At 65.7% G+C, this 16,193-nt stretch carries 12 protein-coding genes; 1 reads left to right on the top strand and 11 read right to left on the bottom strand.

The window, feature by feature from the left end:
* Positions 1 to 140: 140 nt before the first annotated feature.
* From ACFW0H_RS02160 to peaA, 11 genes are all read right to left on the bottom strand, one after another.
* Complete coding sequence (locus ACFW0H_RS02160) at positions 141 to 911, bottom strand: enoyl-CoA hydratase (RefSeq protein WP_422912243.1); 771 nt, start codon at positions 909 to 911, stop codon at positions 141 to 143.
* A 130-nt stretch (positions 912 to 1,041) separates the two neighbouring features.
* Positions 1,042 to 2,169: an acyl-CoA dehydrogenase family protein gene (locus ACFW0H_RS02165; RefSeq protein WP_422912244.1), complete on the bottom strand. Its 1,128-nt coding sequence runs from the start codon at positions 2,167 to 2,169 to the stop codon at positions 1,042 to 1,044.
* A 10-nt stretch (positions 2,170 to 2,179) separates the two neighbouring features.
* Positions 2,180 to 3,367 carry an acetyl-CoA C-acyltransferase gene (locus ACFW0H_RS02170; protein ID WP_422912245.1) on the bottom strand — a complete coding sequence of 396 codons (1,188 nt, stop codon included), beginning with the start codon at positions 3,365 to 3,367 and terminating at the stop codon, positions 2,180 to 2,182.
* Positions 3,368 to 3,377: 10 nt separating this feature from the next.
* The gene (locus tag ACFW0H_RS02175) at positions 3,378 to 4,145 is read right to left on the bottom strand and encodes a 3-hydroxyacyl-CoA dehydrogenase (RefSeq protein WP_422912246.1); all 768 of its coding nucleotides are present in this window, start codon (positions 4,143 to 4,145) and stop codon (positions 3,378 to 3,380) included.
* Between the two features lie 17 nt (positions 4,146 to 4,162).
* A complete protein-coding gene (locus tag ACFW0H_RS02180) occupies positions 4,163 to 5,782 on the bottom strand; it encodes an acyl-CoA synthetase (protein ID WP_422912247.1) in 1,620 nt (539 codons plus the stop codon).
* Positions 5,783 to 6,091: 309 nt separating this feature from the next.
* A complete protein-coding gene (locus ACFW0H_RS02185; protein ID WP_422912248.1) occupies positions 6,092 to 7,120 on the bottom strand; it encodes an AraC family transcriptional regulator in 1,029 nt (342 codons plus the stop codon).
* A 161-nt stretch (positions 7,121 to 7,281) separates the two neighbouring features.
* The gene (locus tag ACFW0H_RS02190; protein WP_422912249.1) at positions 7,282 to 8,982 is read right to left on the bottom strand and encodes an AMP-binding protein; all 1,701 of its coding nucleotides are present in this window, start codon (positions 8,980 to 8,982) and stop codon (positions 7,282 to 7,284) included.
* Between the two features lie 294 nt (positions 8,983 to 9,276).
* On the bottom strand, positions 9,277 to 10,401 hold the full coding sequence (gene peaD, locus ACFW0H_RS02195; RefSeq protein ID WP_422912250.1) for a quinohemoprotein amine dehydrogenase subunit beta: 1,125 nt from the start codon (positions 10,399 to 10,401) through the stop codon (positions 9,277 to 9,279).
* 29 nt (positions 10,402 to 10,430) lie between these two features.
* A complete protein-coding gene (gene qhpC, locus ACFW0H_RS02200; RefSeq protein ID WP_422912251.1) occupies positions 10,431 to 10,754 on the bottom strand; it encodes a quinohemoprotein amine dehydrogenase subunit gamma in 324 nt (107 codons plus the stop codon).
* Position 10,755: 1 nt separating this feature from the next.
* The gene (peaB, locus tag ACFW0H_RS02205; protein ID WP_422912252.1) at positions 10,756 to 12,186 is read right to left on the bottom strand and encodes a quinohemoprotein amine dehydrogenase maturation protein; all 1,431 of its coding nucleotides are present in this window, start codon (positions 12,184 to 12,186) and stop codon (positions 10,756 to 10,758) included.
* Between the two features lie 75 nt (positions 12,187 to 12,261).
* Positions 12,262 to 13,779: a quinohemoprotein amine dehydrogenase subunit alpha gene (peaA, locus tag ACFW0H_RS02210; protein WP_422912271.1), complete on the bottom strand. Its 1,518-nt coding sequence runs from the start codon at positions 13,777 to 13,779 to the stop codon at positions 12,262 to 12,264.
* 454 nt (positions 13,780 to 14,233) lie between these two features.
* On the opposite strand from peaA, the gene ACFW0H_RS02215 reads away from it, so the two are divergent.
* Positions 14,234 to 15,727: an aldehyde dehydrogenase family protein gene (locus tag ACFW0H_RS02215; RefSeq protein ID WP_422912253.1), complete on the top strand. Its 1,494-nt coding sequence runs from the start codon at positions 14,234 to 14,236 to the stop codon at positions 15,725 to 15,727.
* The last annotated feature ends 466 nt before the right edge of the window (positions 15,728 to 16,193 follow it).

Raw genomic sequence — 16,193 nt, forward strand, 5'->3', positions numbered from 1 at the left:
GGGCTGAAACCTGTAGGGGCGAATTCATTCGCCAAGGGCAGCGCGGCTGCCCCTTCGAGGCCGACGGGCAGACCTTCGGCCTGCTTGGCGAATGAATTCGCCCCTACAACGGAAGGGCCCTGGGGCAGTCCCTTCCGAATTTAACGCCCGAACTCCGGCTTGCGCTTCTCGATAAAGGCGCCCATGCCTTCCTTCTGGTCCGGGGTGGCGAACACCGCCTGGAACATCCGCCGCTCGAAGCGCAATCCCTCGCCCAGCGAACCTTCGTCCACCCGGTTCACGCATTCCTTGAGCATCAGCACCGCCGTGCGCGATTGCGCGGCGATGCGGCTGGCGCTGTCCATCGCTTCATCCAGCAGCTCTGCCGCCGGTACCACCCGCGCCACCACACCACTGCGCTCCGCCTCGGCGGCGTCCATGGTGCGGCCGCTGAGGAGCATTTCCATGGCCTTGGCACGCCCCACCAGGCGGGTCAGGCGCTGGACGCCGCCGGCGCCGGGGATCACCCCCAGCTTCACTTCCGGCAGGCCGAAACGGGCGTTGTCGGCGGCGATGATGAAGTCGCACATCAGCGCCAGTTCGAAACCGCCACCCAGGGCGTGACCGGCCACGGCGGCGATGATCGGCTTGCGCCGCTGCGCCACGCGGTCCCAGCGGCCGAGGAAGTCGTCCAGGTAGGTGCCGGGGAAGCACAGCGGCGCCATTTCCTTCACGTCGGCGCCGGCGGCGAAGGCCTTGGCCGATCCGGTGATCAGCACGCAGCCGATGGCGGGGTCGCGCTCGAAGCCGTCGAGCACCTGGTTCAGCTCGTCGATGAGCTGGCTGTTGATGGCGTTGAGCGCCTCGGGGCGATTGAGGGTGACCAGGCCGACAGCGCCGGCCTGCTCCACCAGCAGGGTCTGGTAGGTCATATCGAATTCCTGAAGAGAAAGGGAGGTCGGCCCTGTGGGCCGATTGGCGAATGAATTCGCCCCTACAGTGAGAGCAGGTCTGTGTAGGGGCGAATTCATTCGCCAAGGGCTGCGCAGCAGCCCCAACCGATCAGAGGTTCCGCGCGATCACCATGCGCTGTACGTCCGAGGTGCCTTCGTAGATCTGGCACACGCGCACGTCGCGGTAGATGCGCTCCACCGGGAAGTCTTTGAGGTAGCCATAGCCGCCCAGGGTCTGGATCGCCGCCGAGCAGACCTTCTCGGCCATTTCCGAGGCGAACAGCTTGGCCATGGACGCCTCGGTCAGGCACGGCATGCCGGCTTCCCGCAGGCTGGCGGCGTGGTGGACCATCTGCCGCGCCACGGCGATCTGGGTAGCCATGTCGGCGAGGCGGAAGGCCACCGCCTGATGCTCGATGATCGCCTTGCCGAAGGTCTTGCGCTCATGGGCGTAGTCCCGCGCCGCTTCGAAGGCCGCGCGAGCCATGCCGACCGACTGCGCGGCAATGCCGATGCGCCCGCCCTCCAGGTTGGACAGGGCGATGCGGTAGCCGTCGCCCTCCTCGCCCAGGCGCAGGGACGCCGGGATGCGCACGTCGTCCAGCTGGATCTGACAGGTATCGGACGCATGCTGGCCAAGCTTGTCCTCCACCCGCACCACTTGGTAGCCGGGGGTGTCGGTGGGGACGATGAAGGCGCTGATGCCCTTCTTGCCGGCTTGCGGGTCGGTGACGGCGAAGACGATCACCATCCCCGCATGGCTGCCGGAGGTGATGAACTGCTTGGCACCGTTCAGCACATAGTGGTCGCCATCGCGACGGGCGCGGGTGCGCAGGTCGCTGGCGTCGGAGCCGGCCTGGGGCTCGGTGAGGGCGAAGGCGCCGATCATGCTGCCCTCGGCCAGGGGACGGAGGAAGCGCTGCTTCTGCTCCTCGCTGCCGTACTTGAGGATGGGCATGCAGCCCACCGAGTTGTGCACGCTCATGATGGTAGAGCAGGCGCCGTCGCCGGCGGCGATCTCCTCCAGGGCCATGGCATAGGCCAGGTGGCCGGTGGCCGCGCCACCCCACTCTTCCGGCACCAGCATGCCGAGGAAGCCCAGTTGGGCCATCTCGCGCAGGGCCTCGGCCGGGAAGCGATGTTCGCGGTCCCAGGCCTCGGCGAAGGGTTTCAGCCGCTCCTGGGCGAACTGCCGGGCCATGTCGCGGATCTGGATTTCGTCTTCGTTCGGGATCATCGCTCGTTCCTCAGCCCATGCGCTCGATGGCAACCGCAGTGGCCTCGCCGCCACCGATGCACACCGACGCCACGCCGCGCTTCAGGTCGTACTGCTGCAACGCGCTGAGCAGGGTCACCAGCACCCGCGCGCCGGAGGCGCCGATGGGGTGGCCCAGGGCGCAGGCGCCGCCGTGGACGTTGAGCTTGTCGTGGGAGATGTCCAGGTCACGCATCGCGACCATGGGCACCACGGCGAAGGCTTCGTTGATCTCGAACAGGTCCACGTCGCCCAGGCTCCAGCCGGTACGCGCCAGCAGGCGCTGAATCGAGCCCACCGGCGCGGTGGTGAAGAGGTTCGGCGCCCCGGCGTAGGACGAGTGGCCGGCGATGCGCGCCAGGGGCGTCAGGCCGCGCTTCTCCGCCTCGGAGAGGCGCATCAGCAGTAGCGACGCGGCGCCATCGGAAATGGAGCTGGAGTTGGCCGCAGTGACGGTGCCGCCTTCGCGGAAGGCCGGTTTCAGGGTGGGGATCTTGTCCAGACGTGCCTTCGGCGGCTGTTCGTCCTGGGCGATGGTCACCAGCTCGCGGCCGGACTTCGCTTCCACCGATACGATTTCGGCGGCGAAGCGGCCGTCGGCCATGGCCTTCTGCGCGCGGGTCAGGGAGGCGATGGCGAAGGCGTCCTGCTGCTCGCGGGTAAAGCCGTAGGCCTGGGCGCAGTCTTCGGCGAAGGTGCCCATCAGGCGGCCCTTGTCGTAGGCGTCTTCCAGGCCGTCGAGGAACATGTGGTCGAGCACCTTGCCGTGGCCCATGCGGTAGCCGGAACGGGCGCGTTCCAGCAGGTAGGGGGCGTTGGACATGCTTTCCATGCCGCCAGCCAGCACCACATCGGCGCTGCCGGCCAGCAGCAGGTCATGGCCGAGCATCACGGTTTTCATGCCCGAGCCGCACATCTTGTTCACCGTGGAGCAGACCACGCCCTGGGGCAGGCCCGCGCCGAGGGCGGACTGGCGGGCCGGGGCCTGGCCCTGGCCGGCCTGCAGCACGCAGCCCATGATGACCTCGTCCACGACATCGCCCGGCACTCCGGCGCGCTCCAGCACGGCGCGATTGGCGGCGGCGCCCAGTTGCGCGGCGGTCATGTCCTTGAAGTCGCCGAGGAAACCGCCCATGGGGGTGCGGGCGGCACTGACGATAACGATGGGATCTTTGTTCATGGCGTTCTCCTTACTTGGCGGCCATGCGGATGGCGCCGTCGAGGCGGATCACTTCGCCGTTGAGCATGGTGTTCTCGACGATATGGCGAACCAGCGCGGCGTATTCGGCGGGTCGACCGAGGCGCGGCGGGAAGGGCACAGCGGCGCCGAGGGAATCGCGGACTTCCTGGGGCATACCGGCCATCATCGGCGTCTCGAAGATACCGGGGGCGATGCACATCACGCGGATGCCGGAGCGGGCCAGCTCGCGGGCGATGGGCAGGGTCATGCCGACCACGCCGCTCTTGGACGCGGAATAGGCCGCCTGGCCGATCTGCCCATCGAAGGCCGCCACCGAAGCGGTGTTGATGATCACGCCACGCTCGCCCTCTTCGTTGGGCGCCCCCTGGGCCATGGCTTCGGCGGCCAGGCGCAGCATGTTGAAGCTGCCCACCAGGTTGATGCTGATGGTCCGGGCGAAGCTGTCCAGGCCGTGTGCGCCGTTGCGGCCAATGACCTTCTCGGCGGGCGCCACACCGGCGCAGTTGACCAGCCCGTGCAAGCCGCCGAAGGCGTCCAGGGCGGCGGCAACCGCCGCGCGGCCATCTTCTTCGCGGGTGATGTCAGCCTTGACGAAGCGGGCATTGGCGCCCAGTTCCTCGGCCCGGGCGGCGCCGGCCTCGGCATTGATGTCCACCAGCACCACCTTGCCGCCCTGCCCCACCAGTTCACGGGCGGTGGCCAGGCCCAGGCCGGAGCTGCCGCCGGTGACCAGGAAAACGGAATTCTCGATACGCACGTTCTTACTCCTTCGGATCAATGAGCGGCGGCCGCCTGGGCCTTGGCGATCTCCTGGTTGCGCAGGAGGAAGCGCTGGATCTTGCCGCTCGGGGTCTTGGGCAATTCCGCGACGAACTCGATTTCGCGCGGATAGGAATGGGCGGACAGGCGCTTGCGCACGTATTGCTGCAGCGCTTCGGCCAGTTCGGCATTGGCATCAAAGCCGGCATGCAATACGACGAAGGCCTTGACCAGTTCGGTGCGCTCCGGGTCGGGCTTGCCGATCACCGCAGCCTCGATCACGGCCGGATGCTCGATCAACGCGCTTTCCACATCGAACGGGCCGACCCGGTAGCCGGAGGTGGTGATCACATCATCGGCACGGCCGACGAAGCTGATGCTGCCGTCGTCGTTCAGCTCCACGGTGTCACCACTCAGATAGTAGTCACCGACGAATGCCTTGGTGGCCATGCCCTGATAACCGGGGAACCAGAACAGCGGCGAGCGCGGCATGTCCAGGGCCAGGATGCCGGGCTGGCCGGCGGGCAGTTCCTGGTGTCGTTCGTCCAGCACCACCACCCGGTGGCCGGGCATGGCGAAGCCGGCGGCGCCCAGGCGCACCGGGTGCTCCAGGGCATGGTGGTTGCACAGCACCATGCCCAGCTCGGTCTGGCCATAGTGGTCATGGATGGTGCAGCCCAGGCCCTCGGCGAACCAGCGGATCACCTCCGGGGTCAGCGGTTCGCCGGCGCTGCTGACGGCGCGCAACTGGCCCTTGATGGCCCCTTCCACCTCGTCACGGGCGGCCAGCAGCAGGCGGTAGGCGGTGGGCGAACCGGCCAGGTTGGTGATGCCGTACTCGCGGATGATCCGGCAGGTGCTCTCGACGCTGAACGAGCCTTCGTAGAAGGTGGTGGCGTGTCCCAGGGCCAGCGGGCCGGTGACGGCGTAGTAGAGGCCGTAGGCCCAGCCCGGATCGGCCAGGTTCCAGAAGTTGTCTTCCGGCCGCAGGTCCACCGCGTCACGCATGTAGCTGACGAAGGCGACTATGGCCTTGAGCGGAACCGCCAGCGGCTTGGCCAGGCCCGTGGTACCGGAAGTGAACATCAGCAGGAAGGGGTCGGAGGCCTTGCGCATGACCGGCTCGAAGCTGGCCGGTTGGCGCTCCAGCTCGGTCCAGAAATCGTCTCCCACGGTCAAAACCGGCGGTGCGTCTTCCACCTCATCCAGCTTGGCGCGATTGGTGAGGTCGGTGACCACCAGCTTGGAGCCGGCGCCCTTGACCCGGTGTTCGATGGCCTTGGGCCCGAAGGCGGTGAACAGCGGCTGGTAGACGGCCCCGATGCGCCAGGTGCCGAGGATGGTGATCAGCAGCTCCGGAGTACGCGGCAGCAGGCCCGAGACACAATCGCCAGGACCGATGCCACGAGCCTGCAGGTGGTTGGCGAAGCGCGCGGCGGCTTCCTTCAGTTGGGCGAAGGTCCAGATGGCGCGCTCACCGTTACGCCCTTCCCAGACCAGGGCAACGCGCCCCGGCTCGGCATGGCGGTCGCAGCATTCGACGCAAGCGTTGAGGGCGGTGAGCTCACCGTTCAGGGTGGTTGAAGCGGCACTGGCGTAATCGAACTCGCGGGCAGCGGTGAAGTAATCGCGCATCGGGTGGGCTCCGGGCTTGTTTTTGTTGGAGTACCGCGATGGTCGCGCCGACGGGGGGTAGCGGCAATGTCGAAAGGCATCAACCTGGGTGAGCGAAATTGACAGGGGCAGACTGCTCTTCGTGGGGGCGAATTCATTCGCCAAGGGCAGCGCAGCTGCCCCATGAAGGCCCAGAGGGCAGGACTGCGTCCTGCCAAGCGATTGAAATCGCCCCCACAGGAAAAGCAGGGGCAGCCCTGCGGCCTGCTTGGCGAATGAATTCGCCCCTACAGGAAAAACGGCCCTGCAGGCTGAGCCCGGGCAGGCGCCTCAGCCCGATTCGGGATGAATCAACGCCCGGTATTGCCCCGGCGTCGAGCCGGTCCATTTCTTGAACGCCTTGTAGAAGGCGCTGGTGTCGGCGAAGCCCAGCTCGAAGGCCAGCTCGGTGAAATTGCCCTCGCCACTGTCCAGACGGGCGATGGCCAGGTCGCGGCGCACCTGGTCCTTCAGCCCCTGGTAGGACTGCCCTTCCAGGGACAGCTTGCGGCGCAGGGTGGAAGGCGCCATGTAGAAGTGGCCGGACAGCGCCTCCACGTCGGGCCAGCGCTCGGGCTTGAGGCTGCGCAGGTAGGCCTTGATCCGCGCGGCGAGGCTCTGCGGGTCCCGATAGCGCACCAGGATGTTCGCCGGCAGGCCGCCAAGGAAACGCTTGAGGTCGCGCTGGCTGCGGCGCACCGGCAGCTCCAGGCAATCGGCATTGAACAGCAGGCGGCTCTGGGGACGGGAGAAGCGCAGGTTGGTACTGAACATCACCCGGTAGTCCTCGATGTAGTCCGGCACCGCGCAGCGCAGGTCGACGCCGAGGATGGGAATGCGCCGCCCGGCCAGCCAACACAGCAGGCCGTGGATCATCAGCCACAGGGTGAAGTAGCTGAAGGCACGGCATTGCTGGCCCTCGGGTTCGCCCAGGGCGATTTCCGCCAGCCCGCCGCGCCGCTCCAGGTGCGGCGAGAGACCGTCGAACACCAGGTCGAAGAAGCGCAGCATCACCTCCAGCGCCGCCCCCACCGTGGGCTCCTTCGCCGCGGCGCGGGTCATGTAGGCGAAGCTGCCGTACTTCATCCGCCGCGGGTTCATGCCGAAGAACTCGTCGTCCATGGCCTGCGCGATCAGGAGCCAGAGCTGACCGTAGTGCTGCGAGGACACTCGCCCATAGGGCTTGGCCAACAGCTCGGCGGAAATGCCGGCGCGCTCCAGCAACCCGGAAGCGTCGAAGCCCCGCTGGCGCAATTCCAGCAGGGCTTCCTGGACGAGGCGGACGGAGATGGTGCCTTTCTCGGTGGACGTGCCTGTCATGGGCTCCCTTGGGTAGCAACGTCGGATGAAGCGCTCATTGTAGGGGCGAATTCATTCGCCAAGCAGGGCGCAGCCCTGCTCTTTTAAGTCCCATGGGGCAGCTGCGCTGCCCTTGGCGAATGAATTCGCCCCTACAGGAGATCGACCGCCCCCACCCCCCGCTACCGGATCGCCGTCACCTTGTCGTCTTTCGGCGGAGTCAGCTCCTCGATACTGATTTCGCGCATGCGGAACTTCTGGATCTTGCCGGTCACCGTCATCGGGAAGGCATCCACGAAGCGGAAGTGGCGCGGCACCTTGAAGTGGGCGATGCGCTCCTTGGCCCAGGCGCGCAGCTCGTCCTCGGAGGCGGTGTGGCCGGGGTGGAACTTGATCCAGGCGACGATCTCTTCGCCGTACTTGTTGCAGGGAATGCCGATCACCTGCACGTCGGCCACCGCCGGATGGGTGAAGAAGAATTCCTCCAGCTCGCGCGGATAGATGTTCTCGCCGCCACGGATGATCATGTCCTTGCTGCGGCCGACGATGCAGACATAGCCATTTTCGTCCATGGAGGCGAGGTCGCCGGTGTGCATCCAGCGACCCGGGTCGATGGAGTCCGTGGTGGCCTGGGGATTGTTCCAGTAGCCCAGCATCACGCTGTAACCACGGGTGCAGAGTTCGCCGATCTGGCCGCGCGGGACGATGCGGCCCTCGGCGTCGACGATCTTGCTTTCCAGGTGCGGCTGGGTGCGGCCGACGGTGGTCACGCGCAGTTCCAGCTCGTCGTCCGGACCGGTCTGCAGGGACACCGGGCTGGTCTCGGTCATGCCATAGGCGATCTGCACTTCGCTCATGTGCATCTCGCTGATCACCCGGCGCATCACTTCGATCGGGCAGGTGGCGCCGGCCATGATGCCGGTGCGCAGGCTGGACAGGTCGAATTCATTGCGCTGCGGGTGGTCCAGCTCGGCGATGAACATGGTGGGCACGCCGTAGAGGGCGGTGGCCTTTTCCTCGGCCACCGCGCGCAGGGTGGTCAGCGGGTCGAAGGCATCGCCCGGGTAGATCATGGTGGAGCCGTGGGTCATGCAGCCCAGGTTGCCCATCACCATGCCGAAGCAGTGGTACAGCGGCACCGGGATCACCAGCCGATCCTGCTCGGTCAGGCCCAGGCTCTCGCCGACCATGTAGCCGTTGTTGAGGATGTTGTAGTGGCTGAGGGTGGCACCCTTGGGGAAGCCGGTGGTGCCGGAGGTGTACTGGATGTTGATGGGGTCGTCGAACTGCAGGCCGGCCTGGCGCTCGGCCAGGGCCTCGGCGCTCACCTCCCCCGCTTTTTCCTGGAGGATGGCCCAGGGCAGGAAGCCGGCCGGCGGGTTGGCGGCCAGGCTGACCACGCCGCGCAGCTCCGGCAGCTTCTCGCAGGACAGCGCGCCTGGCTCGGCAGTAGCCAGCTCCGGCACCAGGCCGAGGAGCATGGCGTGGTAGTCGGAAGTCTTGAAGGCGTCGGCGCAGATCACCCAGCGGCAGCCGGACTGCTTGAGCGCGTATTCCAGTTCGTTGCTGCGGTAGGCCGGGTTGATGTTGACCAGGATGGCGCCGATCTTGGCGCTGGCGAACTGGGTGATGCACCACTCGGCGCAGTTCGGCGCCCAGATACCCAGGCGGTCACCACTGTTCAGGCCCAGGGCGAGCAAGGCACGGGCATGGCGGTCCACCGCCTCGGCCAGCTCCTTCCAGCTGTAGCGCAGACCCTGGTGCCGAACCACCAGCGCTTCGCGCTCGGGGAACTTGGCAACCGTGGCATCGAATGCCGCGCCTATGGTCATGGCGAGCAGGTCCTTGTCCTGCCGCCCCCGGGTGTAGCTCTGGTGATTCATGGCTTTCCCTTCTTGTGCTTGTACTGGGATACAGCTGTGAATGACGTAATCGGCTTTATTTACCTTTACGTAAACGTCAAGGTAAATAAAGCCTGCTTTCCTGTCTAGTGACCCGTTGGTCGAAGATCGGGTTCTGTGGGGGCGACTTCAGTGTAGGGGCGAATTCATTCGCCAAGCAGGCCGCAGGTCTGCCCTGCGACCTTGAAAGGGGGCAGCTGCGCCGCCCTTGGCGAATGAATTCGCCCCTACAACAGAGCATTGCCCCCACAAGGGAGCCCAAGCGGGCCCCCATTTTTACCTCACGAACACCTGCGTCGTGGTGATCGCCATGTCCCCGCCCGGCAGCTTGATGTTCTTGATCTTCTCCAGGCTGTCCGGATCGAACACCGCGATGTCGTTGAAGGTGCCGGCCAGGTACAGCTTGCTGCCCTTGGTGTTGAAGGCCACGCAGTAGTAGGAGTGATCCAGGTTGGCCGCCTTGATCAGCTTCTGTTCCTTGATGTCGTACTTGGCCAGGCGGTTGAGCACGCCGAACATCTGGTTCGGGTCCTTCGGCGAACGCAGGCCGGTGAAGTAGAGCTCGGTCAGCGGCGCGAAGTCCTGCACGGTGCTCTTGCCGGTCTTCAGGTCGATGCTGACGTAGCCATAGATGAAGTCGGCGGTGGCCAGGTCCTGCTTCTCGTCCTTGAACTTGGCCGTGGTGTAGAGCATGGAGAACTCGTGGTACGGCGTCTGGTGCGGCCAGAAATACAGCACATCCGGCGCGCTGTAGAGCGGCCGCTGCCAGTTGCGGCCGGGCACCGCCACCTCGTACTTGCCGGTCTTCACGTCCATCTTGTAGATGTCCGGCCCGGCGACGAAGAGGCTGCCGTCATCCGCGGCCCGCATCAGGTAGACCTGCCGTGGCATCGGGAAGCTGCGCACCGGCTTGGCGTCGAGACCCGCGCTGGTGTCGTAGACCTCCAGGCGCGGCGGCTTGACCACGTAGTGGTCACTCCGCATTTCGGTCGGGTTGACCGTGGTGTAGAGCTCCTTGCCGTCCGGGCTCAGGGCGAAGGAGAACATCGAGCGCGCCTTCTCCCCCGGCTTCTGCGACAGCTTGGCGTGGAACACCGTCTTGCAGCCATCCAGGTCGATGCCGTAGAGGTCGCCGAAGTGGTTGTTGAGGATGAAGGCGGTCTTGTTATCCGGCGCCATCATCGCGGTGCCGGGACCGAAGGCATCGGGCAGGCGGCAGGTCTTGTACAGGCTGTCGGTGGCCAGATCCACCACGTGCAGGTTGTTCGGGTAGTTGGTGGCGATCATGTATTCGTGACCGGCCTTCAGCGCCGGGCCGGCTGCATCAGCGGCCCAGGCATTGGCACCCAGTGCGAATCCGGCGACGGCGGTCGCCAGGCTGGCGATGGCTTTGAGTTTCATGCGGTTATCCCTCTTGTTCTTCTCGCCGGTCATTTGTCTTTCGGGAATACGGTGCCGAGGTTGCGCCAGTCGTCCATGGAGTTGGTCGCCTGGGCGTTCCAGTCCTGGTAGGTGCTCATCATGTCGGGCACCTGGGCCGGCCACCAGCAAGGGTCGGAGCAGCCGTAGAGGTCGGCTTCCATCGGCTGGCAGAGGGAGGCGACGCCGCCGAAGGCATCCACTTCCCAGCCCGGGTCGGTGGTGGCAGTGCAACCGGCCACCGCGCTCATGGCCATGACTTCCTCGATGCGATCTTCGGCTGCGGCTTTTTCGAGCATTTGCGCTTTGTTGTTGAGCGGCTTCAGATGTTTCATGTCAGTGCGCCTTCCGCGGAGAGATGTAGCTGCTGATGAAGGCCGGGTTGACGGCCATGATGCGGCTGTAGACCTCGATACCGAAGTCCACCCAGTCGCGCATCAGCTCGCAGTAGTGATAGGTCGGGTGAGTGGGGTCGCCGTAGCGGGCGTAGCTCTCGTGATAGCAGCCGCCGGAGCACAGGTTGCGGATGCGGCAGCTGTCGCAGCCGGTACCGGAACGGTCCAGGCGCTGGGAGAGGAAGTCGTTGAGCTCGACCTGCTTCACCCCGCTGTGCACGTTGCCGAAGGTGGGCAGGCTGGAACCGGTGAAACGGTGGCAGAGGTTCAGCTCGCCCTTGTGGTCCACCGCCAGCATCTTCAGGCCGGCACCGCAGGGCAGCGCCTTCTTGTGGCCTTCGTGGATGTCGGTGATCAGCTGGTGCAGGTTGGAGAAACCGATGTTGCGGTGCTCCAGCGCAGCCTCCAGGTAGCGCCGGCCGAGGGCCTTCATGTTGGCGAAGACCTCCACCAGCTCTTCGCTGGTGAGGTTGAAGTCCGCCATGTCACCGGAGGTGACCGGGGCGAAACCGACTTCGGCGAAGCCCAGCTCGTTGAACAGGTGGTTCCAGATGGTCTCGATATCGGTGATGCCACGGGTCAGGGTCACCCGCGCGCCCACCGGGCGGCTGCGGTAGCGCGACAGCAACAGATCCACCTTGCGCCGCACCACGTCATAGGTGCCCTGCCCGCCCACGGTGATGCGGTTGCGGTCGTGCACCGTCTTCGGCCCGTCGATGCTGATCGACAGCCCGAAGCGATGGGCGTTGAGGTAGTCGATGAGCTCTTCGGTGAGCAGCGTGGCGTTGGTGGTCATGATGAACTCCACCTGCTTGCCTTCCTCGGCAAAGCGACGCTCGCAGTAATCCACCATGTGCTCGATCAGCGGCCGGTTGGAGAGCGGCTCGCCGCCGAAGAACACCACGCTGTAGCGTTGCTCGTCGGGGGACTCGCGCAGCAGCATCTCCACCGAGGCCTCGGCGGTTTCCGCGCCCATCTTCTTGCCCGCCGAGGGCTTGTCCAGGTCTTCCTTGTAGCAGTAGGTGCAGCTCAGGTTGCAGCCGGTGTTGACGTTCAGCACCACGGTGTTGAGCGCGGTGCGCTCCACCTTGCTGATGCCGATTTCCGGCGTCAGCGGTGAGCCATCGCTGACCACTTCCAGCGCGATCAGCTCGCGCAGGGTTTCATTGACTTCCTGCCCGGCGAAACGCCCGGCCAGGCGTTGCACCAGATCCTCGGACGAGCAGCTCTGCTGACGCAGCGCGTCGATGATGCCGCCGGTGACTTCGTCAGCGGCGAACAGCGAACTGCTCGGGATATGGAACAGCATGCGGTCGGCATCCACCCGCACTTCGTGCAGATTGCGTTCGACCAGATTCAAGATTGCGCCCATGGCGACCTCCCGGAATTCTTCCCAATCGTCGTTGCGAATCCGGGCGGAGCGCTGCTCCGCCCGAGCCACGGCCGGTCAAGGCAGCGGCGGGTTGTTCCAGCGCTGTACGGTGACGATCAGGTGGCCTTCGCCCTTCTGGCCACCCTCTTCCAGCTGGGCGATCACCTTCAGGTTGCCGGCGTTGTTGGTCATCATCTTGCGTTCCGGGTTCGGGCCGGCGCCGCCGGGGACGAAGACGCCGTCCTTCTGCATCTGGCCTGCGAACTTCACGTCCTGGTCTTCCTTGGCGCGCTCGTCGAAGGGCTCCACCGACCACTTCGCCGGCAGGTAACCGATGCGGTACGACTGACCATCGGCGCCCATGCCCCAGGCCTCGGCCTCGAAGCGGCCCTGCACCTTGGGTGTCGAGCCGCCGTTCTCACCGACACGGGCGATGGAGAATTCGGGCACCACCTTCACTACGCTGATGTCCTTGTACACCGCGAAGTCGACACCCTTGAGCGAACCCAGGGCCACGCCCCGCACACCCGGAGCGGCATCGGCGGCGGCCTTGACCTTGACGCGGACCTGCTTCGGCGTGACTTCGAGCACCTTCACCACTTCGACGCCCGGGCCGAAGTCCGGGGTGCCGGACAGGCCGCTGCCCACCAGGGTCAACTCGGCTTCGCTGCCCGCCTTGAGGTAGGCCGGCTGCACGGCCAGCAGCCTGGCGTTGCCTTCCTTCGCGGCGCTGAAGTCCAGGCCGCGCTCGTCATGTTCGGCTTCGAACATGCGGCCCTTCATCTCGCCATTCAGGGCGGCGAAGACCTGGCGCAAGTTCTGCTCGCCGATCTTCACGTTGCCGCGCCACTCGTAGCCGTTATAGAGAATCGCCGAGCCACTGCCGCTGAAGGGCGTACCGTCGGCGTACTGACCCTTCACATCCACCTTGAAGGTGTCGCCTTTGTCGGCGGTCACGGTCATCACGCCACGCACATCACCCTTGGTGAGCATGTGGCCGCTGAAGCTCCACTGCCCCGGCAGCGCGTCCGCCTTGGGCTTGGCCTTCTGCCAGTCGGCCCAGGCCTGGTTCTCCAGGGGGAAGCGCTTGGCCAGTTCCGGCACCATTTCCTTGAGGGCGAGGTCCAGCCAGTCGCGATCGCGGGCCTGGGCCTGGTATTCGAGGGACGGCCACTGGCCGAGGTGGAAGTTGACCAGGTGTTCCCACTCTTTGGCGGGACGGCGCTGCAGGGCAACACGGGCGCCCGAGTGGCAGCGGCCGCACATCTGGCCGAGCTGGTCGTCGAAGTGCTCGACCGTATTCAGGCGACGCTCCATGGCGTAGCGCACGCCATCGGTCTCGCTGGGGGCCAGGCCCTGCTTGTCGGCGAGGTACTTGACCAGGGTACGGCGGTCGGCGTCGCTGATCTGGAGGCCGTGCATCACCTGCATGCGCCCGATGCTCATCAGCCAGCCCTCGGGGGTCTTGCGCTGGTGGCTGATGCGGCTATAGGAATCGTTGCCCTCGGGGATGTGGCAACCCATGCACTTGGATTTGAGGAGGGCCGGCCCCTCCTCTGCTGCATGAGCCTGGGCGAACATCAGGGACGCCATGGCCAGTGCCAGGGTGCCCGCGTGCTGCCGGAGTCGAGTCGTCTTCAAGGTCAGACCTCCACGGTGTTGTTCTTATGATTTGCACCCGTCGCGGAACAGGTGCAGCTGTCACGGCAAATACATATTGTGTGCCATGCCGATGAAAGTCCTTTCTTAACAACGACTTAGCCTGAAAAATCAAGCTTGGCGGGGGTGCTGGCGAAGAAGCCGGGCGTCTAATTTCGCGACGGACTGTTCCAACCTGAGACTCGGCCGCACAGCACGCCATAAAGGTAGACGCCGCGACTGTTCCAGGCCTGTCTCAACCCGTCTCAAACTGCAACAGAGCGACATCGGGCGATCACCGGGATCACCGCCTAAATCCCTTTAAAATCATTGGTTTATTCATCCTTTACAGCCTTGGCATGGGGGTTGCGAAAGCGCTGTACAACTTCAATGAACAGAGGCTTCCCCCATGCTTGTCGACCTGCCCGTCCTCCCCCAGACCAAAGCCTTCCTCAACCGCAAGCTGAAGATGCTGATCGGTGCGCAATGGCAGGACGCCGCCAGCGGCAACACCATGAGCTTCCGCAACCCGGCCACCGGCGAAATCCTCGGTGAAGTCCCCTCCGCCACCGTTGAGGACGTCGATCGCGCCGTGCAGGCCGCCCGCCAGGCCTTCGACGATTCGCCCTGGAGCCGCATGCGTCCGCGCGAACGGCAGAACCTCTTGTGGCGCCTGGCTGACCTGATGGAGCGCGACGCCCAGGAGCTGGCCGAACTGGAATGCCTGAACAACGGCAAGAGCGCCGCCGTGGCCCAGGTGATGGACGTGCAGCTGGCCATCGACTTCCTGCGCTACATGGCCGGCTGGGCCACCAAGATCGAAGGCAGCACCGTCGATCCGTCGCTGCCGCTGATGCCCAATGACCAGTTCCACGGCTATATCCGCCGCGAGGCGGTGGGCGTGGTGGGCGCCATCGTCGCCTGGAACTTCCCCCTGCTGCTGGCCTGCTGGAAGCTGGGTCCGGCGCTGGCCACCGGCTGCACCGTGGTGCTCAAGCCCGCCGACGAAACCCCGCTGACCGCCCTCAAGCTGGCCGACCTGGTGCTGGAAGCCGGATACCCGGCCGGGGTGTTCAACGTGGTCACCGGCACCGGCCTGAACGCCGGCGTCGCCCTCACCCGCCATCCGGGCGTGGACAAGCTGACCTTCACCGGCTCCACCGAGGTCGGCAAGCAGATCGGCAAGGCGGCCATGGACAACATGACCCGAGTGACCCTGGAACTGGGCGGCAAGTCGCCCACCATCGTCATGCCCGACGCCAACCTGCAGGAGGCCGCCGCCGGCGCTGCCACCGCGATCTTCTTCAACCAGGGCCAGGTGTGCTGCGCCGGCTCGCGCCTCTATGTCCACCGCAAGCACTTCGATAATGTGATCGCCGACATCGCCGGTATCGCAAACGGCATGAAACTGGGCAACGGCCTGGACCCAAGCGTACAGATGGGCCCGCTGATCTCCGCCAAGCAGCAGGACCGCGTCACCGGCTACATCGAGCTCGGCCGCGAACTGGGCGCCACCATCGCCTGCGGCGGCGAGGGCTTCGGCCCCGGCTACTTCGTCAAGCCCACCGTGATCGTCGACGTCGACCAGCAGCACCGTCTGGTGCAGGAAGAAATCTTCGGCCCGGTGCTGGTGGCCATGCCCTTCGACGACATCGACGAAGTGGTGCGCATGGCCAACGACAACCCCTACGGCCTGGGCGCCAGCATCTGGTCCAACGACCTCTCGGCGGTGCACCGCATGGTCCCGCGCATCAAGTCCGGCTCGGTCTGGGTCAACTGCCACAGCGCCCTCGACCCGGCCCTGCCCTTCGGCGGCTACAAGCTCTCCGGCGTCGGTCGCGAGATGGGCGCGGCGGCGATCGAGCATTACACCGAGCTGAAGTCGGTGCTGATCAAGCTCTGAGAGGCACGGAGCCTTTGTAGGGTGGACCACGCTTTACCGGTCCACCATTCGGAGCCCCGCCCGGCGCCGGCTGGTGGATGAAAAGAGCGCCATCCACCCTACGAAACCGGCCGCCTTTGTAGGGTGGACCACGCTTCACCGGTCCACCATGCGGAGCCCCGCCCAGCGCGGCTGGTGGATGAGAAGAGCGTCATCCACCCTACGATACCGGCCGCCTTTGTAGGGTGGACCACGCTTCACCGGTCCACCATGCGGAGCCCCGCCCGGCGCCGCTGGTGGATGGAAAAAACGCCATCCACCCTACGAAACCGGCCGCCTTTGTAGGGTGGACCACGCTTCACCGGTCCACCATGCGGAGCCCCGCCCGGCGCCGCTGGTGGATGGAAAAAGCGCCATCCACCCTACGAAACCGGCCGCCTTTGTAGGGTGGACCACGCTTCACCGGTCCACCATGCGGAGCCCCGCC

Source organism: Metapseudomonas cellulosilytica, assembly GCF_049334135.1.
Taxonomy (GTDB): domain Bacteria; phylum Pseudomonadota; class Gammaproteobacteria; order Pseudomonadales; family Pseudomonadaceae; genus Metapseudomonas.